Origin of the sequence: uncultured Aggregatibacter sp., assembly GCF_901873365.1 — a bacterium.
Lineage (GTDB): Bacteria > Pseudomonadota > Gammaproteobacteria > Enterobacterales > Pasteurellaceae > Aggregatibacter.
The window spans coordinates 1-26,109 of sequence record NZ_CABFLM010000047.1 but is presented as its reverse complement, the minus strand read 5'-3'; the positions used below and the strand labels follow the sequence as shown (position 1 = coordinate 26,109).

22 protein-coding genes are annotated in these 26,109 nt (G+C 42.5%); 16 read left to right on the top strand and 6 right to left on the bottom strand.

Annotated features, from left to right (window positions below; genetic code table 11):
• Positions 1–9: 9 nt before the first annotated feature.
• Both clpP and QZ106_RS02500 read right to left on the bottom strand, forming a co-directional pair.
• Entirely contained in the window at positions 10–591 is a 582-nt protein-coding gene (clpP, locus tag QZ106_RS02505; protein ID WP_109432026.1) for an ATP-dependent Clp endopeptidase proteolytic subunit ClpP, read from the bottom strand.
• 225 nt (positions 592–816) lie between these two features.
• The gene (locus QZ106_RS02500; protein ID WP_295973818.1) at positions 817–2,424 is read right to left on the bottom strand and encodes a phosphoethanolamine transferase; all 1,608 of its coding nucleotides are present in this window, start codon (positions 2,422–2,424) and stop codon (positions 817–819) included.
• A gap of 228 nt (positions 2,425–2,652) precedes the next feature.
• On the opposite strand from QZ106_RS02500, the gene gshAB reads away from it, so the two are divergent.
• From gshAB to nrdG, 10 genes are all read left to right on the top strand, one after another.
• Positions 2,653–4,926 (top strand): bifunctional glutamate--cysteine ligase GshA/glutathione synthetase GshB, encoded by a 2,274-nt coding sequence (gene gshAB / locus QZ106_RS02495; protein ID WP_295973815.1) that lies wholly within the window; start codon positions 2,653–2,655, stop codon positions 4,924–4,926.
• Positions 4,927–5,159: 233 nt separating this feature from the next.
• Positions 5,160–5,684, top strand: coding sequence for a 23S rRNA accumulation protein YceD (gene yceD, locus QZ106_RS02490; protein ID WP_295973812.1), 525 nt, complete (start codon positions 5,160–5,162; stop codon positions 5,682–5,684).
• Between the two features lie 16 nt (positions 5,685–5,700).
• On the top strand, positions 5,701–5,871 hold the full coding sequence (gene rpmF / locus QZ106_RS02485) for a 50S ribosomal protein L32 (protein WP_005544470.1): 171 nt from the start codon (positions 5,701–5,703) through the stop codon (positions 5,869–5,871).
• A gap of 28 nt (positions 5,872–5,899) precedes the next feature.
• Positions 5,900–6,934 carry a phosphate acyltransferase PlsX gene (gene plsX / locus QZ106_RS02480; RefSeq protein ID WP_295973808.1) on the top strand — a complete coding sequence of 345 codons (1,035 nt, stop codon included), beginning with the start codon at positions 5,900–5,902 and terminating at the stop codon, positions 6,932–6,934.
• A gap of 34 nt (positions 6,935–6,968) precedes the next feature.
• Positions 6,969–7,919, top strand: coding sequence for a beta-ketoacyl-ACP synthase III (locus QZ106_RS02475; protein WP_295973806.1), 951 nt, complete (start codon positions 6,969–6,971; stop codon positions 7,917–7,919).
• A 107-nt stretch (positions 7,920–8,026) separates the two neighbouring features.
• Positions 8,027–8,965: an ACP S-malonyltransferase gene (gene fabD / locus QZ106_RS02470; protein ID WP_295973803.1), complete on the top strand. Its 939-nt coding sequence runs from the start codon at positions 8,027–8,029 to the stop codon at positions 8,963–8,965.
• 21 nt (positions 8,966–8,986) lie between these two features.
• Positions 8,987–9,715, top strand: a complete 729-nt coding sequence (gene fabG, locus QZ106_RS02465; RefSeq protein ID WP_111295745.1) for a 3-oxoacyl-ACP reductase FabG — start codon at positions 8,987–8,989, stop codon at positions 9,713–9,715.
• A gap of 267 nt (positions 9,716–9,982) precedes the next feature.
• Entirely contained in the window at positions 9,983–10,213 is a 231-nt protein-coding gene (gene acpP / locus QZ106_RS02460) for an acyl carrier protein (protein WP_005544465.1), read from the top strand.
• A gap of 234 nt (positions 10,214–10,447) precedes the next feature.
• Positions 10,448–12,574 carry an anaerobic ribonucleoside-triphosphate reductase gene (nrdD, locus tag QZ106_RS02455; protein ID WP_295973796.1) on the top strand — a complete coding sequence of 709 codons (2,127 nt, stop codon included), beginning with the start codon at positions 10,448–10,450 and terminating at the stop codon, positions 12,572–12,574.
• A 519-nt stretch (positions 12,575–13,093) separates the two neighbouring features.
• Positions 13,094–13,630, top strand: a complete 537-nt coding sequence (gene nrdG, locus QZ106_RS02450; RefSeq protein ID WP_295973794.1) for an anaerobic ribonucleoside-triphosphate reductase-activating protein — start codon at positions 13,094–13,096, stop codon at positions 13,628–13,630.
• 82 nt (positions 13,631–13,712) lie between these two features.
• Here the strand turns inward: nrdG and asnA are convergent, their stop codons facing one another.
• Positions 13,713–14,705 (bottom strand): aspartate--ammonia ligase, encoded by a 993-nt coding sequence (asnA, locus tag QZ106_RS02445; protein WP_295973792.1) that lies wholly within the window; start codon positions 14,703–14,705, stop codon positions 13,713–13,715.
• Positions 14,706–14,876: 171 nt separating this feature from the next.
• On the opposite strand from asnA, the gene asnC reads away from it, so the two are divergent.
• Entirely contained in the window at positions 14,877–15,329 is a 453-nt protein-coding gene (asnC, locus tag QZ106_RS02440) for a transcriptional regulator AsnC (protein WP_295973790.1), read from the top strand.
• Positions 15,330–15,357: 28 nt separating this feature from the next.
• The gene (udp, locus tag QZ106_RS02435; protein WP_033002408.1) at positions 15,358–16,116 is read left to right on the top strand and encodes a uridine phosphorylase; all 759 of its coding nucleotides are present in this window, start codon (positions 15,358–15,360) and stop codon (positions 16,114–16,116) included.
• Between the two features lie 46 nt (positions 16,117–16,162).
• Here the strand turns inward: udp and QZ106_RS02430 are convergent, their stop codons facing one another.
• Positions 16,163–16,579 (bottom strand): hypothetical protein, encoded by a 417-nt coding sequence (locus tag QZ106_RS02430; protein WP_295973783.1) that lies wholly within the window; start codon positions 16,577–16,579, stop codon positions 16,163–16,165.
• 109 nt (positions 16,580–16,688) lie between these two features.
• Between QZ106_RS02430 and QZ106_RS02425 the strand changes: the two genes are divergently transcribed.
• The 3 genes from QZ106_RS02425 to QZ106_RS02415 all read left to right on the top strand — a co-directional run bounded on the left by QZ106_RS02425 (position 16,689) and on the right by QZ106_RS02415 (position 21,536).
• Positions 16,689–17,318: a DNA methyltransferase gene (locus QZ106_RS02425; protein WP_295973781.1), complete on the top strand. Its 630-nt coding sequence runs from the start codon at positions 16,689–16,691 to the stop codon at positions 17,316–17,318.
• On the top strand, positions 17,293–18,822 hold the full coding sequence (locus tag QZ106_RS02420) for an Eco57I restriction-modification methylase domain-containing protein (protein WP_295973778.1): 1,530 nt from the start codon (positions 17,293–17,295) through the stop codon (positions 18,820–18,822). The genes QZ106_RS02425 and QZ106_RS02420 overlap by 26 nt, the downstream gene beginning before the upstream one ends.
• A gap of 179 nt (positions 18,823–19,001) precedes the next feature.
• Positions 19,002–21,536 (top strand): GIY-YIG nuclease family protein, encoded by a 2,535-nt coding sequence (locus QZ106_RS02415; RefSeq protein WP_295973775.1) that lies wholly within the window; start codon positions 19,002–19,004, stop codon positions 21,534–21,536.
• Between the two features lie 79 nt (positions 21,537–21,615).
• Here QZ106_RS02415 and mnmE read toward each other — a convergent pair whose 3' ends face one another.
• Both mnmE and greB read right to left on the bottom strand, forming a co-directional pair.
• Positions 21,616–22,971 carry a tRNA uridine-5-carboxymethylaminomethyl(34) synthesis GTPase MnmE gene (gene mnmE, locus QZ106_RS02410; RefSeq protein WP_295973772.1) on the bottom strand — a complete coding sequence of 452 codons (1,356 nt, stop codon included), beginning with the start codon at positions 22,969–22,971 and terminating at the stop codon, positions 21,616–21,618.
• A gap of 90 nt (positions 22,972–23,061) precedes the next feature.
• On the bottom strand, positions 23,062–23,541 hold the full coding sequence (gene greB / locus QZ106_RS02405; RefSeq protein ID WP_295973770.1) for a transcription elongation factor GreB: 480 nt from the start codon (positions 23,539–23,541) through the stop codon (positions 23,062–23,064).
• Positions 23,542–23,653: 112 nt separating this feature from the next.
• Here greB and QZ106_RS02400 point away from each other — a divergent pair, with 112 nt between their 5' ends.
• Entirely contained in the window at positions 23,654–25,969 is a 2,316-nt protein-coding gene (locus tag QZ106_RS02400; protein WP_295973767.1) for a Tex family protein, read from the top strand.
• Positions 25,970–26,109: the final 140 nt, after the last annotated feature.

Genomic DNA, 26,109 nt, shown 5'->3' with positions numbered 1-26,109 from the left:
GTTTATCTCTTAACGTTTGGTAAACACTTCATCGATTAAGCCGTAGTTTTTGGCTTCTTCTGCCGACATAAAGTTGTCGCGGTCAGTGTCTTTTTCGATAGTTTCAATGGGTTGTCCGGTGTGGAATGCTAGGCGTTCGTTTAACGTGCCCTTAATTTTTAAAATCTCTTGGGCATGAATTTGAATATCCGATGCTTGACCACGGAAACCGCCTAACGGTTGGTGGATCATCACGCGAGCATGTGGCAATGCACCACGTTTGCCCGGTGCGCCGCCGGCTAATAAAAAGGCACCCATGGAACAAGCTTGTCCAACGCACAAGGTACGCACATTCGGTTTGATGAATTGCATGGTGTCGTAAATTGCCATGCCGGCAGTCACAGAACCGCCCGGTGAGTTGATGTATAAATTGATGTCTTTATCGGGATCTTCTGATTCTAGGAAAAGCAATTGTGCCACAATCAGATTGGCCATGTTGTCTTCCACTTCACCGCTTAGGAAAATCACGCGATCTTTCAGTAAGCGGGAATAAATGTCATAGGCGCGTTCGCCGCGGGAAGTTTGGTCAACGACCATAGGAATTACACTCATATGTTCCTCAATTTAGTCAGGATAGGGTGAAAAGTGCGGTCAGAAAAAACGGAGTTTTTTGATATTGGACGAGCCAACAGCGCCGCAAGAACAAATTTATTTCATAAAAAACGGCGGCTATTTTACCTGAAAAATTGGGTTTGCTGAATGACTATTCGGGCAAAAATAAAAATGCGATCATTCGTTTGAAAAAATGACCGCACTTTTAGGTGTTAGAGCCTGTTATTACGGTTCTTGTTTTGCCGGATCCTCTTTTAACGACTGATAGTCCACCAAGGCCCGCCAGTTAAACACTTTGATTGGTTGCGGTTTCGGGTTGAAAAAATCTTCTTGGCTTAAATGACTTTCTTTAATACCTAACCATTGGGCAAAGCCGTGAATAAAATTAAAAGCGCTTTGCGGGTTTTTAACAAGGGTTCTTTTGGTGTCGTCACTGGAAAAACGAACAAAAGGTACCGCATAACTTTGTTTATATTCTTTGTTATTTAGCATAGACAGATTTTTGCCTGCGCCTAAATGCGCCAAGCCGTGATCCGAGAAATAAATGACGGAATAGCTTTGGCCTTGATCTTTGAGAATTTGATTTACCTCAGACAATAAACTGTCCGTTTGTTTTAAGGTGTCTAAATAACACGACATTTCTCGGCTAATTAAATGGAATTTCGGTTCTTCGCCATTTAAATGGGCGCAAAAGGTCGGGTGCGAGCCAATTAAATGTAAAACGATTAATTTGGTTTGATCTTTATCTTTCGCCAAAATTTGTTTTAATGGATCCAATAATGCCGTGTCCGAGATATTGTCCGAATCATACCCGCCTTTTTTGGTAAAGAACGATTCATCTGCTTGAATGCCGATACGCGATGCCATGGTGTCCCATTCGCCCACTTTGCCTTGGTTAGACAGCCAATAAGTTTTGTAATGGGCAAGTTTGGCAAGCGAAATAATGTTATCGGTGTAAACCGTTTCTTCATTGTTGTTAATAGAACGGTACAGTGTACGTTGCAACGACGGTTGCGTATTCGGACCGGCAGCCACATATAAATTGAAAATCAAGCCGTTCACTTGTTCCAAAAACGGCGTGGTTTTTTGTGGGTAGCCGTATAAAGAGGTGTAATCCCGACGCATGCTTTCGCCGATCACCAAAACATAGTTTTGATATTTGGGCTCCACGGAAAGAATGTGCCACTCAGGTGTTTTGGTCAAGGCGTCGTTTAATAATGCCCGTTGCGTTAAATAGGTGTTGTTTACTTTAAGTGTATTTGCAAGAAAACTAACAGGGTAAAAATCCGAGGCTTTAAAAAAGTCTGCAAGGCTAAATTCTTTTTCTTTATCGGTATTTTTAATCACATTTGAAATAGGTTGATATAAGGTAAATGCAAGAAGAATAAAATAAATAAGATAATATGCCGATTTATTATTTTTACTTGGTGTGATATGGCGGTTGATAAATAATAAAATAAGAAATAAAAGAAGATAAAAGAAAGTAAAAAAATAAATGGATAACGGCATTGCGCGAAAGAAGCCTAATGTTTCGCTAAAGTTAGTTTCATAGACGGAGGCTATAATCCCAATGGATGCCGGGCCATATAATAGGCCGGATGGGGTGTAACCTAAGGCAATAATAAAAATGAATGTCAGCGTAATAAGAAATAATGTATTGCTGTGTTTTTTTAAAGTGAAAAGCAATAATCCTAATGCCAAAATGCTGAATGTATGCGTGAGATAATGATCTAAAATACCCAATGCAACATGAGAAAGAAAGGCAAAAATGCATAACAATAAAGCAAAAGTAAAAGGCTGATAGAAAATGTGGGATTTTGGGGTTTGAGACATCTGGTTTACCGATTATGTGTTTATTAGGGCTAAATTTTAGTCCCTTTGTGCTTAAAAATGAAGTTTTCATTGTAATACATTGGGTTATAACTATCGCTTATGAGGAAGATAATTTTTTTATTTGCATTTGCGCCTATTAATTTTAATAATGTGGCGATTTTTTAAGAAGTTTACGCAAGTAGGCATGCCTAAACAGTATGATTCCTCGTTTAGCTAAAAGGAAATTTTATGAATATTCAGCAGGTTATAAAAGAAAATCGCTTGGAGCTGTTGTTCCAGCAAGGGTCATTTGGTCTTGAAAAAGAAAGCCAACGTGTTCACGCAGATGGAGCAGTTGTGGTGACGGAACACCCAAAATGCTTCGGTAATCGTTCTTATCATCCTTATATCCAAACGGATTTTGCCGAAAGTCAGCTTGAATTAATCACCCCACCTAATAAAAAAATTGAAGATACATTGCGTTGGTTATCCGCCATTCACGAAGTGGTATTACGCTCTTTACCGGAAGATGAATATGTCTTTCCGTTGAGTATGCCGGCCGGCTTGCCACCGGAGGATCAAATTAAAGTGGCACAACTGGACAATCCGGTCGATGTGGCGTACCGCGAGCATTTAGTGAAATCGTACGGTAAAAGCAAGCAAATGGTGAGTGGCATTCACTACAACTTCCAGCTTGAGCCAGCATTCATTCAACAGCTGTTTGCACGACAAAATGACTACCAAAGTGCGGTGGATTTTCAGAATGATTTATATTTGAAAATTGCCCGTAATTTCTTGCGTTATCAATGGATTCTTGTTTATTTATTAGCGGCCACGCCAACGGTTGATGCCAATTATTTTATCCACGGCACGCCGTTAAAAGCGGGGCAATATGTCCGTAGTTTACGTTCTGGCCAATATGGTTATGTGAATGACCCAAGTGTGAAAGTGTCTTATGACAGCCTGAACGATTATGTGACAACCTTGGAACACGCGGTGAGTAGCGGACAGCTTATTGCCGAAAAAGAATTTTATTCCAACGTGCGTTTGCGGGGCGCGAAACAGGCGCGTGAATTGCTACAAAACGGCATTCAATATTTGGAATTCCGTCTGTTCGACTTAAACCCATTTGAGGCTTATGGTATCGCATTAAATGATGCCAAATTTGTGCATTATTTTATTTTGCTAATGGCGTGGCTAGATGAAGAATCCTTAGCAAGTGCGGTGGAATTAGGCAAAGAAAAATTAGCCCAAGTGGCATGGGAAAATCCGCTGTCGGCAACGGCTTTTCAAGCGGAAGGAGAGCGTGTTTTACAGCAATTATTGGCGATGTTGTCGGAAATTCACGCCGATGAAGAGATGGCCGAGATCGTCAAAGAGAAACTGGCGCAATTTGCCGATCCGAGTCAAACACTCGGTGCTCGTTTGGTTAATGCTATCGAAGCACATGGTGGTTATCAAAAACTGGGCGCGGAATTGGCGATTCGTTACAAAAAACAAGCCTTTGAACGTTTTTATGCGTTGTCAGCTTTCGACAACATGGAGCTTTCCACCCAAGCGCTGATGTTTGATGCCATCCAAAAAGGCTTAAAAATGGAGATTTTAGACGAGCGCGACCAGTTCTTAAGTCTGCAATTTGGCGACCACTTGGAATATGTCAAAAACGGCAACATGACTTCCCATGACAGCTACATTTCGCCTCTCATCATGGAAAATAAAGTGGTGACCAAAAAAGTGTTGGCGAAAGCCGGTTTTAATGTGCCGCAAAGTGTGGAATTTACCAGCGTAGAACAAGCCGTGGCTAATTATGCTTTATTTGCAGGGCGTGCCGTTGTGATTAAACCGAAATCCACTAATTACGGTTTGGGCATCAGTATTTTCCAACAGGGCGTGCACGATCGTGAGGATTTTGCCAAAGCCATCGAAATTGCTTTCCGTGAAGACAAAGAAGTGATGGTAGAAGATTACCTCACCGGTACGGAATACCGTTTCTTCGTGTTAGGTGATGAAACCCTTGCCGTGTTATTACGCGTGCCGGCAAATGTGATTGGCGATGGCGTGCATACGGTGGCGGAATTGGTGGCGCAGAAAAATGATCATCCGTTGCGTGGTGATGGCAGTCGTACGCCATTGAAGAAAATTGCGTTAGGCGACATCGAACAGTTACAGTTAAAAGAGCAAGGCTTAACCGTGGACAGCGTGCCGGCAAAAGATCAGCTGGTGCAGTTACGTGCCAATTCCAACATCAGCACCGGTGGCGATTCCATTGATATGACGGACCAAATGCACTCAAGCTACAAAGCTTTGGCGGTCGGTATCACCAAAGCCATGGGCGCTGCCGTGTGTGGCGTGGATTTAATCATTCCCGATTTAACCAAACCGGCTGAGCCAAGTTTGCAGTCTTGGGGCGTCATTGAAGCGAATTTCAACCCGATGATGATGATGCACATCTTCCCGTATGCAGGGAAATCCCGTCGGGTAACGCAAAACGTGCTGAAAATGCTCTTCCCGGAACTGAAATAATGTTCCCATAGCGCAAAAGGCGAATCGGAGGATTCGCCTTTTTGTTTGAAGTGCGGTCGTTTTTGATGATGTTTTGGAGAATCAAAAACAATTAAAAAATCCACCGCACTTTTCCGATAAAATTACGAAGAACGTGATTGCGTAAAATCATGGATAATGTAAGGTGAGTGGTGTGCGCGAAATGCAATATTTTCTTTGACTATTTTATTTTCTGAGGGTAATATTCACGCCCTATGCAAAAGGTAAAACTACCCCTCACTGTCGATCCGGTGAAAGATGCGCAACGAAGATTAGATTATCAGGGTTATTACGCTGCCAATCAATTAAGTCGCCTTGCCGAATCGGTCGGTAAAGTGCTCAGCGATGCACAGGTTACATTATCGTTCTTTATTGATCCGCAAAAATTGGTTGTCATGAAAGGTCATGCCAAGGTTGATGTTGAATTAAATTGTCAGCGTTGTGGTGAACCTTTCGTTCAAACCGTTGATTGTGAGTTTTGTTACAGTCCGGTGGCTAATTTGGATCAAATTGATGTATTGCCGGAAATCTATGAGCCAATTGAATTCAATGAATTCGGTGAAATAGATTTACTTGGAACAATTGAAGATGAACTCATTTTGAGTTTGCCGATTGTGCCAATGCATTCATCTGAACACTGTGAAGTGTCCGTGGCTGAACAGGTTTTTGGCGAATTGCCGGAAGAATTGGCAAAAAAACCGAACCCGTTCGCTGTATTAGCTAATTTAAAGCAAAAATAATTTAGGAGTATAGCCAATGGCTGTTCAACAAAATAAAAAATCCCGTTCACGTCGTGATATGCGTCGTTCTCACGATGCGTTAACAACTGCTGCAGTATCCGTTGATAAAGCAAGTGGTGAAACTCATTTGCGTCACCACGTAACCGCTGACGGTTACTATCGTGGTCGTAAAGTGATTAACAAGTAATTATCTCAATTACATATAAGGTAATCACTTGAGTCGTCTAACCCTTGCGTTAGATGCGATGGGCGGGGACATTGGTCCCCGTATTACTATCCCAGCATCCATTTTAGCCTTGGAACGAGACCCAACGCTTTCTCTTTTATTGTTTGGCGATCGCCAACAAATTCTTCCGCTTTTATCTTCTGCTCCCAACAGTATTCGTCAACGTTGTGACATTGTTCACTGTACTCGTGTGATTGATAGTCGTCAGGGTCTTTCCTACGCCTTGCGTCATAGCAAAGAGACCTCTATGCGTTTGGCAATTGAAGCAGTACAAAAAGGGGATGCGCAGGCCTGTGTGAGTGCCGGTGATACAGCTGCTTTGATGGGCTTATCGAAAATCTTGTTGCAACCTCTAGAAGGTATTCATCGTCCGGCACTGATTTCCACGATTCCAACAGTGACAGGTGAGCGTTCGATTATGTTGGATCTTGGGGCAAATGTTGAGTGCGATGCCGAAAACTTGTATCAATTTGCCTTGATGGGCGCTATTTTTGCAGAAAATACCTTGAATTTGGTTTATCCGCGTATTGCGTTATTGAATATTGGTATTGAGGCGGTGAAAGGATACAAATCCATCCGGGAGGCGGCAGATTTACTGAAAAAAGACACCGCACTTAATTATATTGGATTCCTTGAAGGCAATTTTTTACTCAATGGCAAGGCGGATGTGATTGTGACAGATGGCTTTGCCGGCAATGTTGCGCTGAAAACCTTGGAAGGCGCGGCAAAGAACGTGATTTCTCTACTGAAAAGTGATAAGAAAAAGAGTATATTAAGTCACGTTTTTGGGTATTTAATTAAATATCTTTTCAAAGATAAATACCAACGATTAAAGAAAATCAATCCCGATCAATATAATGGCGCATCGCTTATCGGTTTGACTTCCGTTGTGGTGAAAAGTCACGGCAGTGCAAATATAGAGGCATTTGCTTATGCGATTGCCGATGCGGCATTACAAGCCCGACGTCAAATTCCACAAAAAATTTTGGCGGGCTTAAATAAAAATGAAATATTAATGAAGTAGTGAGTTCACTCGCTATTATTTTAACGAGATGACTATGTTTAGCAAAATTTTATCGACAGGTAGCTATTTACCGCAACATATTCGCACTAATGCCGATTTAGAAAAAATGGTAGATACTTCAGATGAGTGGATTGTTACCCGTTCCGGTATTCGTGAACGTCGCATTGCAGCACCGGATGAAACCGTCTCTACCATGGGATTTGAAGCAGCCCAAAAAGCCATTGAAGCGGCAAACATCAATCCACAGGAAATCGATCTTATTTTAGTGGCGACAACCAGTAACTCTCACGCTTATCCAAGCGCAGCCTGCCAAATTCAAGGGATGTTGGAGATTGACGATGCTATTGCATTTGATTTAGCGGCAGCTTGTACCGGCTTTGTGTATGCGTTAGGTGTCGCTGATCAATTTATTCGTACCGGTAAAGTGAAAAAAGCGCTTGTGATCGGTTCTGATTTAAATTCCCGTAAGTTAGATGAAACAGACCGCAGCACGGTCGTGTTATTTGGTGATGGTGCAGGTGCGGTTATTTTGGAGGCATCGGAAGAAGAAGGGATCATTTCTACCCATTTACACGCTTCAGCAGATAAAAATGCCGCATTGTTACTTCCTCACCCTGAGCGTGGTGTGGCAAAATCCGGCTATATCGAAATGCAAGGCAATGAAACCTTTAAATTGGCTGTGCGTGAACTTTCTAATGTGGTGGAAGAAACCCTTGCTGCCAATAATTTAGATAAAAAAGACATTGATTGGTTGGTACCTCACCAAGCTAATTTACGTATTATTTCGGCGACTGCGAAAAAATTAGATATGGATATGTCGCAAGTGGTGGTCACGCTGGATCGTTATGCCAATAATAGTGCGGCAACCGTGCCTGTCGCATTGGATGAAGCGGTACGTGATGGACGTATTCAGCGTGGGCAGTTGCTCCTTCTTGAAGCCTTTGGCGGTGGTTGGACTTGGGGTTCGGCCTTAGTGAGATTTTAGATAATCTGTTATTATTCGTGAAAAAAGTGCGGTTATTTTTGACCGCACTTTTCGACTGTAACGCATATCGGAATAAATTGATTTATTTTTTAATATAGGTAAGACACATGAAAAAATTTGCAATGGTTTTCCCGGGACAAGGTTCACAAACGGTGGGAATGTTAGCAGAATTAGCCGGCGACTACCCAATTGTACAAGAAACTTTTAAACAAGCTTCAGAAGTATTGGGATATGATTTGTGGCAATTAGTGCAGGAAGGCCCTGCGGAAGAATTAAACAAAACATGGCAAACGCAGCCAGCGTTATTAACCGCATCTGTGGCTGTTTATCGTGTATGGCAACAAAAATACCCGGCATTAAAACCGGAAGTGATGGCTGGTCATAGCTTGGGCGAATATTCTGCGTTGGTGTGTGCCGGTGTGTTAGATTTCCAAGATGCGGTTAAATTAGTGGAATTGCGCGGTAAACTTATGCAACAAGCCGTGCCGGAAGGTACGGGGGCGATGTACGCGATTATCGGTTTAGACAATGACGCCATTATTAACGCCTGCAAACAAGCAGAACAGGGCGAAGTGGTTTCCGCCGTGAACTTCAATTCACCGGGACAAGTGGTGATTGCCGGTGCGAAAGCCGCAGTGGAGCGCGCGGCTGCATTATGTAAAGAAGCCGGGGCTAAACGTGCATTGCCGTTAGCGGTGAGTGTGCCTTCACACTGTGCTTTAATGAAACCGGCTGCTGATCAATTGTCTGTTTCCTTAGAAAGTATTACGTTGAAAGAGGCTGGTGTTTCTGTTCTAAATAACGTAGATGTCAAAAGTGAAATTGAAGCCGATGCGATTAGAAATGCCTTGGTTCGCCAACTTTATAGCCCGGTACGTTGGACAGAAACCGTAGAGAAAATGGCACAAAACGGCGTCGAAGTGTTAGTGGAAGTGGGACCGGGTAAAGTGTTAAACGGGTTAACGAAACGAATCGTGGATTCCTTACAAGCGGTTTCTGTAAATGATGTGAAATCCCTCGATTCCGTCGAAGAAGTATTAGCATAGTAGTGAAAAGGAGAGAAAGTTATGCAAGGTAAAATTGCATTAGTGACAGGTGCAACCCGTGGTATTGGTCGTGCAGTCGCCGAAGAATTAGTATCAAAAGGCGCTTTTGTTATCGGTACGGCAACGTCTGAAAAAGGCGCTGAAAGTATTTCTGCCTATTTAGGTGAGAAAGGCAAAGGATTAGTATTAAATGTTGCCGATCAAGCTTCCATTGACGCGGTATTGGAACAGATAAAACAAGAATTTGGCGACATTGATATTTTGGTGAATAACGCCGGTATTACCCGTGATAATTTGTTAATGCGCATGAAAGATGAAGAATGGTTCGATATTTTGCAAACCAACTTAAGTTCTGTTTACCATCTTTCCAAAGCGATGCTTCGCACCATGATGAAAAAACGTTTCGGGCGTATCATCAACATTGGTTCTGTCGTGGGCTCTATGGGCAATGCCGGTCAGACAAATTATTGTGCGGCAAAGGCAGGTCTCATTGGTTTTAGTAAAGCCTTGGCAAAAGAAGTGGCTTCCCGTGGTATTACGGTAAACGTCGTAGCGCCGGGTTTTATCGCGACCGATATGACAGACGTATTAAGTGAAGAGTTAAAAAATAACTTATTAACTCAAATCCCAGCTGGTCGTTTAGGTGAGCCGAAAGATATCGCTAAAGCCGTGGCATTTCTAGCCTCTGAGGATGCGTCTTATATTAACGGCACAACGTTGCATGTTAACGGCGGCATGTACATGAGCTAATGGGTAGCAAGTGGAGGTTGCGGATAAATTGGATAAATGCGTGCAAATTAATTTGCTTAATGTTAGAATCCCCCCGCAACTGTCACTTGGTTACGTCATTCAATGTCTGTGAAAGACATAACTATTTTAAACTGTATGTGGTTGCAAAAATTCGGAACTCTTTTTTGAGGTTTGACCTCTAACAAGAAATCTTGCGAAATGTTTTGTAAATACATACACTACTCAACTTATCGCAATGAGCGTAAACTTAAACATAGGAAGAAACAAATGAGCATTGAAGAACGCGTAAAAAAAATCATCGTTGAACAATTAGGCGTTAAAGAAGAAGATGTAAAACCTGAAGCGTCTTTCGTTGAAGATTTAGGTGCGGATTCTTTAGATACTGTTGAATTGGTGATGGCTTTAGAAGAAGAATTCGATATCGAAATTCCAGACGAAGAAGCTGAAAAAATCACAACAGTTCAATCAGCAATTGATTACGTTCAAAACAATCAATAATTTCTGATTCTCAATTTAGGCGGTTTAATAACCGCCTAAATTTTTTTTATCAAAAGAAAATCACAACATCACCCCGCCATCACGAAATTTCTCAATAAATCCAAAGACTAACCTTATTCTGTTATACAAACCTTCCTCATTTTCTTATAAAAACACTACATATTGTGTGTTGAATAGTTAGAATTAACTATATATAGTATTGCCAACTTTAATCACACACTATAGGTGGCATACATGGGGACATTTTTCGTCATTAAGCGTGATGGTTCACGCATCGGGTTTGAAATTCAACGCATTATTAATGCCATTAAAAAGGCAGCCCAAGCGGTGGGTATTCAAGATGAACGTTTTTGTCATGATATTGCACAAAAAGTCAGCAATGACATTTTTGCGCATCATCAACAAGAAATTGATATTAGCCACATTCAAAAGATTGTCGAAAATCACCTGATGGCCAGCCAATACCCACAAATTGCGCGCGCTTATATTGAATACCGTCACGAACGTGATATGGCGCGCGAGAAACGTAGTCAATTAACCAAAGAAATCGAGGGGCTGATTGAACAAAGCAACGTAGAATTGCTCAATGAAAATGCCAACAAAGATGCCAAAGTGATCCCGACACAACGGGATTTATTGGCCGGTATCGTGGCGAAACATTATGCTAAACGTTACATTTTGCCGCGCGATGTCGTAGAAGCTCATGAAAAAGGGGAAATCCATTATCACGATTTGGATTATTCACCTTTCTTCCCGATGTTTAACTGTATGTTAGTCGATTTAAAAGGCATGTTGACCCATGGTTTTAAAATGGGAAATGCAGAAATCGAACCACCAAAATCGATCTGTACCGCAACCGCTGTCACTGCCCAAATCATTGCCCAAGTGGCAAGCCATATTTACGGTGGCACCACCATTAACCGCATTGATGAAGTGCTTTCGCCTTATGTGCAGTTAAGCTATGAAAAACACCTGAAAAACGCGGAACAATGGCATATTCCGGATGCGCAAGGATATGCGCAAGCCTTGATTGAAAAAGAATGCTTCGATGCCTTCCAGTCTTTAGAATATGAAGTAAACACGCTGCATACTGCCAATGGACAAACACCGTTTGTTACCTTTGGTTTTGGCTTAGGCACAACGTGGCAAGCACGTTTAATTCAAAAATCCATTTTACAAAATCGGATTCGCGGTTTAGGCAAAAACCACAAAACACCGGTATTCCCGAAACTAGTCTTCACTCAACGTAAAGGCGTGAATTTAGAACCAAACGATCCGAATTACGACATCAAACAGCTTGCGTTGGAATGCGCCAGCAAACGGATGTATCCGGATATTCTGAATTACGACCAAGTCGTCAAAGTCACCGGCTCCTTTAAAGCACCAATGGGCTGCCGCAGTTTCTTGGGCGCATACGAAGAGGATGGCGAACAAATCCATGACGGACGTAACAACCTCGGCGTAGTGAGCCTCAATTTGCCACGTATTGCCATTGAAGCCAAAGGCGATGAAAAACGGTTCTATGAAATATTGGATCAACGCTTGGCTTTAGCGAAAAAAGCCTTAATGACCCGCATTGCTCGTTTAGAACACACCAAAGCCCGCGTGGCACCAATTCTCTACATGGAAGGCGCCTGTGGCGTGCGTTTGAAAGCAGATGATAATGTGGCGCAAATCTTCAAAAATGGGCGTGCCTCCATTTCCCTTGGCTACATCGGCATTCACGAAACCATCAATGCGTTGTATCACCAAGGACATATTTACGATGACGAAGTGCTGCGAGAAAAAGGCCGTGCCATCGTGGAACATTTAAGCAACGCAGTTAAACAATGGCGCGCCGAAACAGGCTATGCCTTCAGCTTATACTCCACGCCGAGTGAAAACCTGTGCGACCGTTTCTGCCGCCTCGACACTAAACAATTCGGGGTTATCGACGGCGTGACCGACAAAGGCTATTACACCAACAGCTACCACTTGGATGTTGAGAAAAAAGTGAACCCGTACGACAAGTTAGACTTTGAAATGGTGTACCCACCATTGGCTAACGGAGGATTTATTTGCTACGGAGAATACCCGAACATTCAACATAACTTGAAAGCCTTGGAAGACGTGTGGAATTACAGCTACGACCGCGTGCCTTATTACGGGACCAACACGCCAATCGACGAATGCTACGAATGCGGTTTCACCGGCGAATTTGAATGCACCAGCAAAGGTTTCACCTGCCCGAAATGTGGTAACCACGACAGTGAAAAAGTTTCTGTTACTCGCCGCGTCTGCGGCTACCTCGGCAGCCCGGATGCCCGTCCGTTTAATGCCGGGAAACAGGAAGAGGTTAAGCGTCGGGTTAAGCACATGTAATTATTCCTACTTTCTTGCTTGTGCAAGAAAGTAGCAAAGAACACACCCCGGATAAGCCGCTTTTCTTCGCTTGATTACAAGTTTCTTTACGGAAATTTTCGAACTCGCTACGCTCAAACAAAGCGAAAATTTCCTAAAACTTGTAAGTCGCTCAGGCGTCTTATACGGGGCCTTCATTTTTATTTGAGCGCTATTCTGGAAAAGTGCGACCACACAAAAAACCGTATTTTTAAATGTTTTTCTAATAGAAAAATAACGGAAAACTTCACCGCACTTTATTCGTGGAAAGGTTATATTCCCTTCTTTGCCGCCTTTGTGGAGTTGAATTTGTAGAAAATTTTCGCTTTGTTTGAGCGTAGCGAGTTCGAAAATTTTCGTGAAGCAAATTCAATGAAACAAAGGAAACAAGGCAAAGCAGGGGCGCGTTTCTTTTGGTTACTTTTCTTTGGCGAAGCAAAGAAAAGTAACTCGTGCTTTCAGAATGAAAGTACGAAATAGAAACTAAGCTAAATTAATAAAATGAATTACTTACAATATTACCCCGTTGACATCGTCAACGGGGAAGGCACACGTTGTACGCTGTTTGTCAGCGGTTGTACCCATGGCTGCAAAGGGTGCTATAACCAAAAAAGCTGGTCGTTTAGCGCGGGGGTGCCCTTTGGTATTGAGATGGAAGAACAAATTCTTAAGGATCTCAAAGACACGCGCATTAAGCGACAAGGATTAACCCTTTCCGGGGGAGACCCTCTGCATCCGAGAAATGTAGAAGCCCTTCTACCTTTGGTTCAACGGGTCAAACGAGAATGCCCCGACAAAGATATTTGGGTTTGGACAGGTTACAAATTAGAGGAATTGGATGAATATCAACGGCAAATGCTGCCTTATATTGATGTGCTCATTGATGGTAAGTTTATTCAAGAACAGGCGGATCCAAGTTTAGTTTGGCGTGGCTCGGCGAACCAAGTAATTCATCGACTAGCATCAAAAAAACAGACCGCATCTAATATTTTAGACAGCTATTCAGCGGCTGGGCTTATTCAGCGATTTAAGATTTAGAGGCGAAAGTAGAGAGGCAGGCAAAACCAAAGTGCGGTGGATTTAAAAAACGTTTTTCAAACCCACCGCACTTTTTCATCTATTACAGAATATGTTGATATTCTTCTAACATTTCTTTCGGCCAAACGCTGGATTGCACTTCACCGATATGTTTTTTACGCAATAATAACATCGCCAAGCGAGATTGCCCGATACCGCCACCAATACTTAACGGCAATTTACCTTGCAATAATTCTTGGTGCCAATCCATGTTGAGACGGTCTTCATCGCCGGTTAAGCTGACTTGTAAACGCAACGCTGCTTCATCTACACGAATCCCCATAGAAGACAACTCAAACGCTTTGCCGAGTTGGTCGTTCCAAACCAAGATATCTCCGTTCAAGCCTTTGTAGCCGTTTTCTGACTCTGTTGTCCAGTCATCGTAATCCGGTGCACGTCCATCGTGTGGCTTGCCATCGGACAATTTGCCGCCAATTCCCACTAAGAAAACTGCGCCGTATTCTTTACAAATGGCATTTTCACGCTCTTTGCTGCTCATGTTTGGATAACGTTTCACGAGGTCTTCACTGTGTACGAAAGTAATGTGTTTTGGTAGCACGGATGGAATATCAAAACGGGCTTCCACCGCCAATTCCGTTAAGCGAATCGCACGATAAATGGCATTCACGGTTTCTTTTAAATAGGCGAAATTGCGACGACCTTCCGGAATCACTTTCTCCCAGTCCCATTGGTCAACATAAACGGAGTGAGTCGCATCTAACGAATCTTCGTCCGGACGCAACGCTTTCATGTGTACAAACAAGCCTTCACCTTCTTTAAAATGGAAACGGGCTAATGTATGACGTTTCCATTTTGCCAAAGAGTGAACCACTTCAAACACCGCATTTGGAATTTGTTTGACATGCACTTGCACCGCTTTTTCAATACCGGAAAGGTTATCTTGCATACCATTACCGACTTGGCTAAGAATCGGACCTTGAACTTCGATGATACCTAATTGCTCGATGAGGTTTTGAGTAAATGTATTTTTTACAAAACTAATCTCTTGTTGTTGCAAAATAAATGTCTTTTTCATTGTTTTTACCCTATATTATTTAATGTTCCTATATGAATGGCGGAGATTCTCTCTATTCTTTAGGTTTAATGCAACATGATTTAGCCAAAATTAAAGAAATTTCATTATTGTTTAGATAAAATCTGAAAAATATATAATTTATTTAAATTTTTTATAGAAAAGGAGCGAGTTATGCAAAATATCGATAATTTAGATCAACAAATATTGCGTGTATTAACCAAAGATGCAAGAACCCCTTATGCAGAAATGGCGAAAAATTTTGGTGTTAGCCCCGGCACGATTCATGTTCGGGTGGAAAAAATGCGCCAATCAGGCATTATTGAAGGGACAAAAGTGAAAATCAATGAACGCAAACTGGGTTATGATGTTTGCGGTTTCATTGGCATTATTTTGAAATCGGCAAAAGATTATGAAAAAGTGATCAAAAAGCTAGAGGCCATTGATGAAGTAGTAGAAGCCTATTACACCACCGGCAATTACTCCATCTTCATTAAAGTCATGACACATACGATTGCCGAACTGCATTTAGTCTTGTCGGCAAAAATCCAATTAATTGACGAGATTCAATCCACAGAAACCTTAATTTCCATGCAGAACCCGATTTTGCGTGATATTAAACCGTAAAAAACAAAGAACAAGAAAGGAGGATGTTATGTCAGAAGTCTTTCACCTTGGCTTAACGAAAGCCATGCTAGATGGGGCTAAATTAGCCATCGTCCCGGGCGCACCGGAGCGTGTGGAACGCATTGCGCGCTTATTGGATCGCCCAAAATTCCTCGCCGCCACTCGCGAATTTACCTCTTGGCTCGGCTATATTGAGGAACACGCCGTGGTCGTATGTTCCACCGGTATTGGCGGCCCATCCGTTTCCATCGCAGTAGAAGAATTAGCCCAACTCGGTGTGCGTACTTTCTTACGTATTGGCACAACCGGTGCTATCCAACCGCACATTCACGTCGGTGATTTATTAGTTACGACAGGTGCAGTGCGTCTTGATGGTGCCAGCCGTCATTTTGCCCCATTGGAATATCCGGCGGTAGCAAACTTTGAATGTACCGAAGCCCTTTACAAAGTCGCTAAAGAAGAAGTCGGCGATGCCGTCCATGTGGGTATCACTGCTTCTTCGGACACCTTCTATCCGGGACAAGAACGTTATGACACCTACACCGGCAAAATTTACCGTCATTTCCAAGGTTCATTAAAACAATGGCAAGAATTGAACGTAATGAACTATGAAATGGAGTCTGCCACCTTGTTCACCATGTGCTCTGCCATGGGTTTGCGTGCCGGCATGATCGCAGGTGCTATCGTCAACCGCACCCAACAAGAAATCCCGAATGAGGCGACGATTCAATCCACGGAAGAACGCGCCATTCATGTGGTAGTGAAAGCGGCAGGATTGTTAGTGTAATTTTATCGGCTTACTAATGTAGAAGATCTGTGAGGATCTTCTACATTTATTTATTTGAGCGATACGCCTTATCCATTGCCATAATCACTTCACGCACCACTTTTTTCTGCTCCTGTGGCAAATTCAAGAACATTTGAAACAGCGTTTGATCCTGATAGCTTGCGGCACTTTCCCAAATATGCTTGTTCGGTTCTTTTTTCTTTTCCAATTTTACGACTTGGTAAGCCTTTTCCTCTGACACCAATTCGTGAATATCCACCTCAAGCCATTCTGCTAGGGTTTTAAGATGTCTAGCAGTAGGAATACGTTCTCCTCTTAGCCAGCGCCCAAAAGCGTGTCCACCAATCGCTTTTCCGTAATGATGTAAATTAAATTCACGTTCTAGTACAGAAGCCTTTAATTCATAGCCTCTTGCAATAAGAATTTCCCTTAATTTAGCTGCAAATGTCTCTTTTTCGTTCATGGATCGCAACTTTAAACAGATCTTAATTAACAGAGAGACATTGATCGAAAGTCACGTAACAATTAAAATTGTCACAATTACTGTCACAACAAAAGTTACAAGTGTCACAATGACCAAACAAATTAAATCAAAACAGCGTGTTGCCGATCACGGTGAAGTATTTACTCGTGAGCAAGAAGTCAATGCGATGCTAGATCTTGTTAAGGATGAAACCTTGCGGATTGAATCACGTTTTCTTGAACCCGCTTGTGGTGATGGCAATTTTTTGATTCAAATTCTGAAAAGAAAATTAGAAATCGTTGAAAAAAACTACCGCACTTCGCAACGAGAATATGAGTTTTATGCGGTGCTCGCAGTCTGTTCTATTTATGGTATTGAACTATTGGAAGATAACGCGAAGGCTTGTCGAAAGCGGTTACTTTCTTATTTTATTTTGCAATATAAGCAGGTTTTTCCTAAACAACTCAACCCTGATTGTATTGCTGTCGTGGAATTTATTTTGAGCTTGAATATCGTGGAAGGCAACGCTTTAACAATGTGCTATAGCAAAAGCAATAAGCCTTTACATTTCTCACAATGGTCGCCCGTGTCTTTTCCTCGAAAATTCTCACTGAAACGGCATGATTTTCAATATCAATATTTAGTCGATAACGCCGGTTCGCCTTATCAATCCTTACAAGAATTTAAAAGCTGCTATTTCCTGGACATCCAAAATGCAAAACCCATCCATAAACTATAACCCCGACGTGCTTTCTTGTTTGGCAAATTTATCAAACGATGAAGTGTTCACCTCGCCTGCATTGGCAAATCAAATGTTAGATCTGTTGCCACAAGAATTATTCCGTTCGTCAACAACGACTTTTCTCGATCCTGCCACTAAATCAGGCGTGTTTTTGCGAGAAATTGCCAAACGGTTATTGGAAGGATTGAAAGACGAAATCCCCGATTTACAAACACGAATCAACCATATTCTAACCAAACAAATTTTTGGCTTAGGTATTACCGAACTCACTGCCTTACTTGCCCGCCGCACGCTTTATTGCAGCCGTGAAGCCAATGGAAAATTTTCTGTTTGTGAGGGATTTAATGACCCCCAAGGCAATATTTTTTATTCTCCGCTAAAACACCAATGGGAAAATGGACGTTGCATAAAGTGCGGTGCAAGTGAACAAGTTTATGACCGTGGTGATGAATTAGAAAACCATGCGTATTCCTTTATTCATCAAGATTTAGCTAATATCAATGAGAAATTACCTGTGAAATTTGATGTCATTATCGGCAATCCGCCGTATCAGTTAAGTGATGGTGGTGCACAAGCCAGTGCCAAACCGATTTATGATCAATTTGTGCAACAAGCCATTAAATTACAGCCAAAATACCTTTCGATGATTATTCCTGCAAGATGGTATGCCGGTGGAAAAGGATTGGATACTTTCCGAAATCAAATGATAAATGATAAGCGTATGTCTGTTTTACATGATTATCCTGATTCTACAGATTGTTTTGCTGGTGTGAGCATTAAAGGCGGAGTCTGTTATTTTCTTTGGGAAGAACAGCACAATGGCGATTGTTTAGTTGTAACTCACGAAAAAGATAAAATTATTTCAGAAATGAGAAGACCGTTAAAAGAAGACGGAATTAGCATTTTAATTCGTTATAACAAGGCTATTGATATTTTATATAAAGTTAAATCTAAACAAGAAAAGGCATTTAGTTCATTTGTTAGTTCCTTAAAGCCATTTGGGTTAAGAACTTTTGTAAGAGGAAGAAAGACACCCTTAAAAACACAAGATACACATAACGTTGTTAAGTTATATCAAAATGGTGGTATTGGGTATTTGGGAAGAGAAGAAATCCCAATGAATAAACAATGGATTACAGAACACAAAATTTACATTGGGCGAGCTTATGGTGCAGGTGAAACCTTTCCACATCAAATTTTAAATTATCCAATTTATGGCGAACCTAATTCTGCCTGTACAGAAACCTATTTGATGATTGGTCCATTTTCTTCAAAAGAAATTTGTGAAAATGTAATGAGCTATATTCAAACCCGATTTTTCCGTTTTTTAGTTTTGCTCATTAAAAATACGCAAGATGCACCCAAAAAAGTCTATGAACTTGTTCCAATGCAAGATTTTTCTAAACCATGGACAGATAAAGAACTCTATGAAAAATATGGTTTAAATGAATCAGAAATTGAATTTATTGAATCAATGATTCGCCCGATGACAAGTGAATAACGCTCAAGATCCCCCTCTTTAGAAAAGAGGGGTTAGGGGAGATTTGATTGCGATCTTAATTTCTTATGAGTTTCGTTTTCACGCCTGCCAAATCTCCCCCTGCCCCTCTTTGCTAAAGAGGGGGAGTTTTTGAGCAAAATTTATATTTTATATGCCTGTAATATCACAAAGGAAAAACAATGAGCTATCTTTCCCCTCTACGCCGCCCGAGAATTTACGCCTACGCTGACACCCGTTATCCCGATTGCCTAAAAGTCGGTTACACCACAAGAACCGTAACGGAACGCTTAAAAGAACAATATCCTGTTGCGTTACCTTCTCAAAGCTACCGTGTTGAACTAGACGAGGAGGCAATCCGTGAAGATGGTTCATTTTTTACTGATCACGAAGTGCATCAAGTACTGCTTAAGCATGGCATAGAACGTCTTGATGGCGAATGGTTTAAATGTGATTTAAAAGCAGTACAAGCGGCATTATTGGAAGTCAAAACGGGGGTGGTCCAAAAACGCCAAGCGATTTTTAACTTCGGCATGCGCCCTGAACAGCAAAGTGCGGTGGAAAAAACGGCTGATTATTTCCAGAATTTTGTCAATGACCCACTTAATCACGGCAAAATCCCCCATTTTCTTTGGAATGCCAAAATGCGTTTTGGGAAAACCTTTGCAGCGTACCAATTGGCAAAAAGAATGGGTTGGAAGAAAGTGTTGGTGCTCACGTTTAAACCTGCCGTGGAACATGCATGGGGAGAGGATTTGAAAAATCACCTTGATTTTCAAGATTGGCAATTTGTGAAAGAAGAAAACGATTGGCAAATGAATGCGGATTTTCCGCAAATCTGCTTTGGGTCATTCCAAGATTATTTAGGCAAAAGCAAAGCCGGTGGGATTAAACTTAAAAATGAATGGGTACACGCCATTAACTGGGATTGTGTGATTTTTGATGAATATCACTATGGAGCGTGGCGAGACAAGGCGAAAGACCTGTTTGACGATAGCGATTGGGAAAAAGAACAATCCAAGCAACAGCAAGCCGAAGAGCATGACATGGAGCTAGATTCCCCTAACTATTTTGATGAGGACTTGTTGCCGATTACCACCGATCATTACCTCTATTTATCAGGTACGCCATTCCGTGCGATTAATTCGGGCGAGTTTATTGAAGAGCAAATTTTCAACTGGACGTATTCTGATGAGCAAAAAGCCAAAAATGCGTGGGAAGGCGAAGATAACCCGTATTTAGCCTTGCCGAAAATGGTGATGCTGACTTATCAATTGCCTGATGAAATTCGTGAAGTTGCCTTAAAAGGAGAGTTTGCTGAGTTTGATTTAAACGTATTTTTCTCTGCTACAGGTGAAGGAGAAAAAGCGAAATTTAAATATCAAAATGAAGTGCAAAAATGGCTCAATTTAATTCGTGGGCAATTTCTTTCTTTTGAAATAGATACATTAAGAATTAAAGCCTCAAGATTTCAAAATAAAAATTTAGATGAACATAACCCCAAACTACCGCCTATGCCCTTTAGTGATGCCAATCTATTAGGCAGTTTGTTGCACACGCTTTGGTTCTTGCCGAATGTCGCAAGTTGCTATGCGATGCGGAATTTATTGGCTCAACCGCAAAATACGTTTTATCACGATTATCGCATTATTGTCGCAGCCGGCAATGCGGCAGGAATGGGGGCCGACGCGTTGATTCCCGTGAAAAAGGCGATGCAAGATCCACTAAAAACAAAAACGATCACGCTCAGCTGTGGCAAATTGACCACGGGCGTTTCTGTTGAACCGTGGGCAGGGATTTTTATGTTGCGAAACCTTGCCAGCCCGGAAACCTATTTCCAAGCCGCCTTCCGCGTGCAAACGCCATGGGTGTTACGCGGGCAAGATCCCAATAATCCGAATGCGCAATGTATCTTAAAAGAAAATTGCTATGTATTTGATTTTGCCCCAGACAGAGCATTACGCCAACTTGCTGATTACAGTTGCCAACTGAATACAGAGAGCATTAACCCAGAACGTAAAGTGGCAGAGTTTATCCAATTTTTACCTGTATTGGCATATAACGGTAGTTCAATGCTACCAATTGATGCTTCGGCAATTTTAGATTGGGCAATAAGCGGCACAACGGCAACACTTTTGGCACGTCGTTGGGAAAGTGCGTTGTTGGTGAACGTGGACAATGACACGCTCAGAAAACTCAAAAATAATGAACAAGCGATGAAAGCGTTGATGGGCATTGAAGGATTCCGTCAACTTAATCTGGATTTAGAAACCATTATCAATAAATCAGAAGCGGTGAAGGAAGCCAAACGGGAAGCCGGCGATAACCCAACAAAAGATCAAAAACAGAAAATCTCAGAGGAAGAAAAAGCAGAAAAAAGCTTGCGAAAACAAATTCAAGAAAAATTGATGAAATTTGCTACGCGTATTCCGATTTTTATGTATTTGACCGATTACCGCGAAAATGTGTTAGAAGATGTGATCCGCCAACTGGATAGCGAGTTATTTAAAAAGGTGACGGGCTTAACACAAGCTGATTTTGATTTGTTAGTTAGCCTTAATTTGTTTAATAAAGGTTTGATGAACGATGCTGTGTTTAAATTCAGACGCTATGAAGATAGCAGTCTCGAATATACCGGCATTGTGAAACATCACCCTGAACACATCGGGCTTTATGATACAACGGTAGATGTTAGAGAATATCGAGGAGAGTATTAGGCAGTCGCTGAACTGAATGTTATGTGAGTGGTCGTTTCAAATCCCCTGAAACGCCACTCAAACCGACCGCACTTTGTCTCTATTTCCCGATACAAAACGAACTAAAAATATTCGTGAGCAAATCATCAGAGGTAAACTGGCCGGTAATTTCACTTAAGGCATCTTGCACCATACGCAACTCTTCCGCCAACAATTCACCGGCATGGAATTGGGTTAATTGAATGTGTCCTGTCTGTAAGTGTTGTGCCGCCTGTTCTAAGGCTTCCAAGTGGCGACGGCGCGCTAAGAAGCCCCCTTCGATCCCCGTTTGATACCCCATCGCTTGTTTTAAATGCTCACGCAATAAATCCACGCCTTGCTGAGTTTTTGCGGACAAATTGACGACCGTATAACCGTCTTGCTCATATAAGCGTTCTGTTTCACCGGTTAAATCCGCTTTGTTGCGAATAAGGGTAACCGGAATATTATTCGGTAATTTTGCCAGAAATTCCGACCGCACTTTGGCTAAATCTTGCTCGCTATCACTGCTGTCTAGCATCAATAAAATCCGATCTGCCTGTTCAATTTCATTCCATGCACGCGAAATACCAATGCGCTCCACCTCATCTGTCGCATCACGTAACCCGGCGGTATCAATAATATGTAATGGCATGCCATCTAAGTGGATATGCTCACGCAACACATCTCGCGTGGTACCGGCAATGTCGGTGACAATGGCCGCTTCACGTCCGGCAAGGGCATTCAATAAACTGGATTTCCCAGCGTTCGGACGACCGGCAATAACCACTTTCATCCCTTCACGCAAAATGGAACCTTGTTTTGCTTCGGCACGCACCTGATCCAACTGCGCAATAATGCCATTCAAATATCCTTCAATTTTGCCATCTGCAAGAAAATCAATTTCTTCATCCGGAAAATCAATCGCCGCCTCCACATAAGTACGCAAATAAATGACGGAATCCACAAGCTGATTCACTTTATTGGAAAACTCGCCTTGCAACGATTTCAGTGCTGAACGTGCGGCCTGTTCGGAACTGGCATCAATTAAATCGGCAATTGCTTCCGCTTGGGCTAAATCCAATTTATCGTTCAAAAATGCCTGCTCAGAAAATTCACCCGGACGCGCCAGCCGAATGCCATCAATCAGCAAAATCCGTTTTAGCAATAAATCTAATACGACCTGTCCGCCATGCCCCTGAAGTTCAAGCACGTCTTCGCCGGTAAAGGAATTTGGCCCTTTAAAATACAATGCAATCCCTTGATCTAACACGGTGCCATCCGCATCTGTAAAGGGCAAATAATCTGCCATACGTGGTTTGGGACATTTACCTAACACGGCTTGCGCCACTTCAGTGGCTTTCGGACCTGATACCCGCAAAATGCCAATACCGCCACGCCCTGGTGCTGTGGCTTGAGCAACGATTGTTTCTTGCATAACTCTCCTTTTAAAGGTGTCGATTTTTTATCTCGATGTTTTTATCTCAATGCGTAAAATGCGAAGAAAATTGACCGCACTTTACCTTAACTAAACTTTTTCATACCAAATACGATTCACATAGAGCTGAATCTTGCCGGAAGGCGTTTCTACGGTAATTTCATCGTCTTCTTCTTTACCAATTAAGGCGCGCGCCACCGGTGAATCAATGGAAATCCAGTTTTTCGCCGGATCAAATTCATCACAGCCTACAATACGATATTGTTTAACTTCGCCATCTTCGTTTTCTAGCTCCACCCACGCGCCGAAAAACACTTTGCCTTCTTGCTTCGGGGAATAATCCACGATTTGTAACACTTCCAGCCGTTTAGTAAGAAAGCGTACACGGCGATCAATTTCCCGCAAGCGGCGTTTACCGTAAATATATTCCGCGTTTTCACTGCGATCGCCCAATGCGGCAGCATCAGATACCGCCTGTGTGACTTGCGGGCGTTCTTCTTTCCATAAATATTTCAATTCTTGGTCAAGGGCGTTCCAGCCTTGACGAGTGATGTAATTTGACTTTGCCATTATCCTGTCCTCAATTGCCGTAAAATTATACCGAAAAAGGAACAAACATTTGAGCCTCTTGCGCAAAAACAGTATGCTATGCCCGTTTTTTCATTCTTAAGAAGTACATATCATGTTAAACCAGCAAATTAGCCAACTTATCGCGCAAGAGTTAAATGTACGCGACAGTCAAATTCTTGCCGCCATTCAATTATTAGACGATGGCAACACGATTCCTTTTATTGCCCGTTATCGTAAAGAAGCCACCGGCGGCTTGGATGATACACAACTACGTCATTTTGAAACCCGCTTAATTTATTTACGCGAATTGGAAGACCGCCGCCAAACCATTTTGAAATCCATTGAGGAACAAGGCAAATTAACGGATGAATTGCGTGACAAAATTCAAGCTACGCAAAGCAAAACCGAGTTGGAAGATTTGTATTTACCGTTTAAACCAAAACGCCGTACGAAAGGCCAAATTGCCATTGAGGCGGGGCTTGAGCCATTGGCAGATTTACTTTGGAGCGAGCCAAAAACAGTTCCGGAAACCACCGCACTTGATTATGTAAATGCAGAGAAAGGGGTGGCAGATGTTAAGGCTGCATTAGACGGCGCGCGCTACATTTTGATGGAACGTTTTGCCGAAGACGCCGGATTATTGGCGAAAGTGCGCGATTATTTAAGTAAAAATGCACTTATCGTTTCTAAGGTGATTGAGGGCAAAGAGGCGGAAGGTGCGAAATTCCAAGATTATTTTGATCATCAAGAGCCGCTTAAAAATGTGCCGTCGCACCGTGCTTTAGCGATGTTCCGTGGCCGCAATGAAGGCATTTTACAGTTAAGTTTAAATGCAGATCCGGAAGCGGAAGAGGGCAGTCGTCAAAGTTATTGCGAAGAGATTATTCGGGATTATTTAGGCGTTCGTTTTACTGGTCAGCCGGCGGATAAATGGCGTGAGCAAGTGATTGCGTGGACGTGGAAAATTAAAGTGGCGTTGCATTTGGAAACGGAACTCATGGCAACCTTGCGTGAGAAAGCGGAAGAGGAAGCCATTGATGTATTTGCCCGAAATCTGACCGCACTTTTAATGGCTGCTCCGGCAGGCGCGAAAAATACAATGGGGTTAGACCCGGGGCTACGTACCGGCGTGAAAGTGGCGGTGGTAGATAACACCGGTAAGTTATTGGCAACCGATACCATTTATCCGCATACCGGGCAGATGGATCGCGCGATGTTATCTATTTTCCAATTAATTAAGCAGCATAACGTAGAATTGATTGCTATCGGAAATGGGACAGCCTCTCGTGAGACTGAACGTTTCGCCAAAGATGTGATCAAGGAAATTAAAGAACATAAACCACAAACAGTGGTGGTTAGCGAAGCGGGTGCTTCCGTCTATTCCGCTTCGGAATTGGCAGCACAGGAATTTCCCGATTTGGATGTATCCTTGCGTGGCGCGGTGTCCATTGCCCGTCGCTTGCAGGATCCATTGGCGGAATTGGTGAAAATCGAGCCGAAAGCCATTGGCGTGGGGCAATATCAACATGATGTAAATCAAAGCCAATTAGCGCGTAAATTGGATGCGGTGGTGGAAGACTGTGTAAACGCTGTTGGTGTGGACTTAAACACCGCCTCTGTGCCGTTATTGGCGCGAGTGGCGGGGATGACTAAAACCATTGCTCAAAATATCGTGGCATATCGTGATGAAAACGGGCGTTTTGACAGCCGTGAGCAACTGAAAAAAGTGCCTCGTTTAGGCCCGAAAGCTTTCGAGCAATGTGCAGGGTTTATGCGTATCGCTGCAGGCGATAATCCGTTAGATGCCTCCGGTGTACACCCGGAAGCCTATCCTGTGGTCGAAAAAATTCTACAAGCAACGGAACAATCTATTCAGGCTTTAATGGGCAATGCAGGCTTAGTGCGCCAGCTTGATGCAAAACAGTTTACCGATGCGCAATTTGGTTTGCCGACGGTGCAGGATATTTTCAAAGAATTGGAAAAACCGGGACGCGACCCACGCGGTGAATTTAAAACTGCCACTTTCGCTGAGGGCGTGGAAGAAATCACAGATTTGAAAGCAGGTATGATCTTAGAAGGTACGGTCACCAACGTGACTAATTTCGGTGCCTTTGTGGATATTGGCGTACACCAAGACGGCTTGGTTCATATTTCTTCCCTCAGCGATAAATTCGTGGAAGAACCGCATCAAGTGGTGAAAACCGGTGATGTCGTGAAAGTGAAAGTATTGGAAGTGGATGTAGCACGTCGTCGTATTGCATTAACTATGCGTTTAGATGAAAGTGCGGTGAAAAATGATGGCAAATCTGACCGCACTTTATCCGCAAAACCGCGTTCTGATAATGCCCGCCAAGACCGTAACAATTCGCGAGCAAATAATGCAATGGGCAATGCTTTTGCGGATGCGCTGAAGAATTGGAAGAAGTAACGCCTAGGATGGCAAGCAGGCTAATCAAGTTGATTAGCCTGTTTTTTTATTTATAGCCAAATTTCAACATATAGGACGATTATTTAACCCCTCGTAGCGTGCAACTTGTTGCACGAATAATTAACCTCGATGCGTAATTC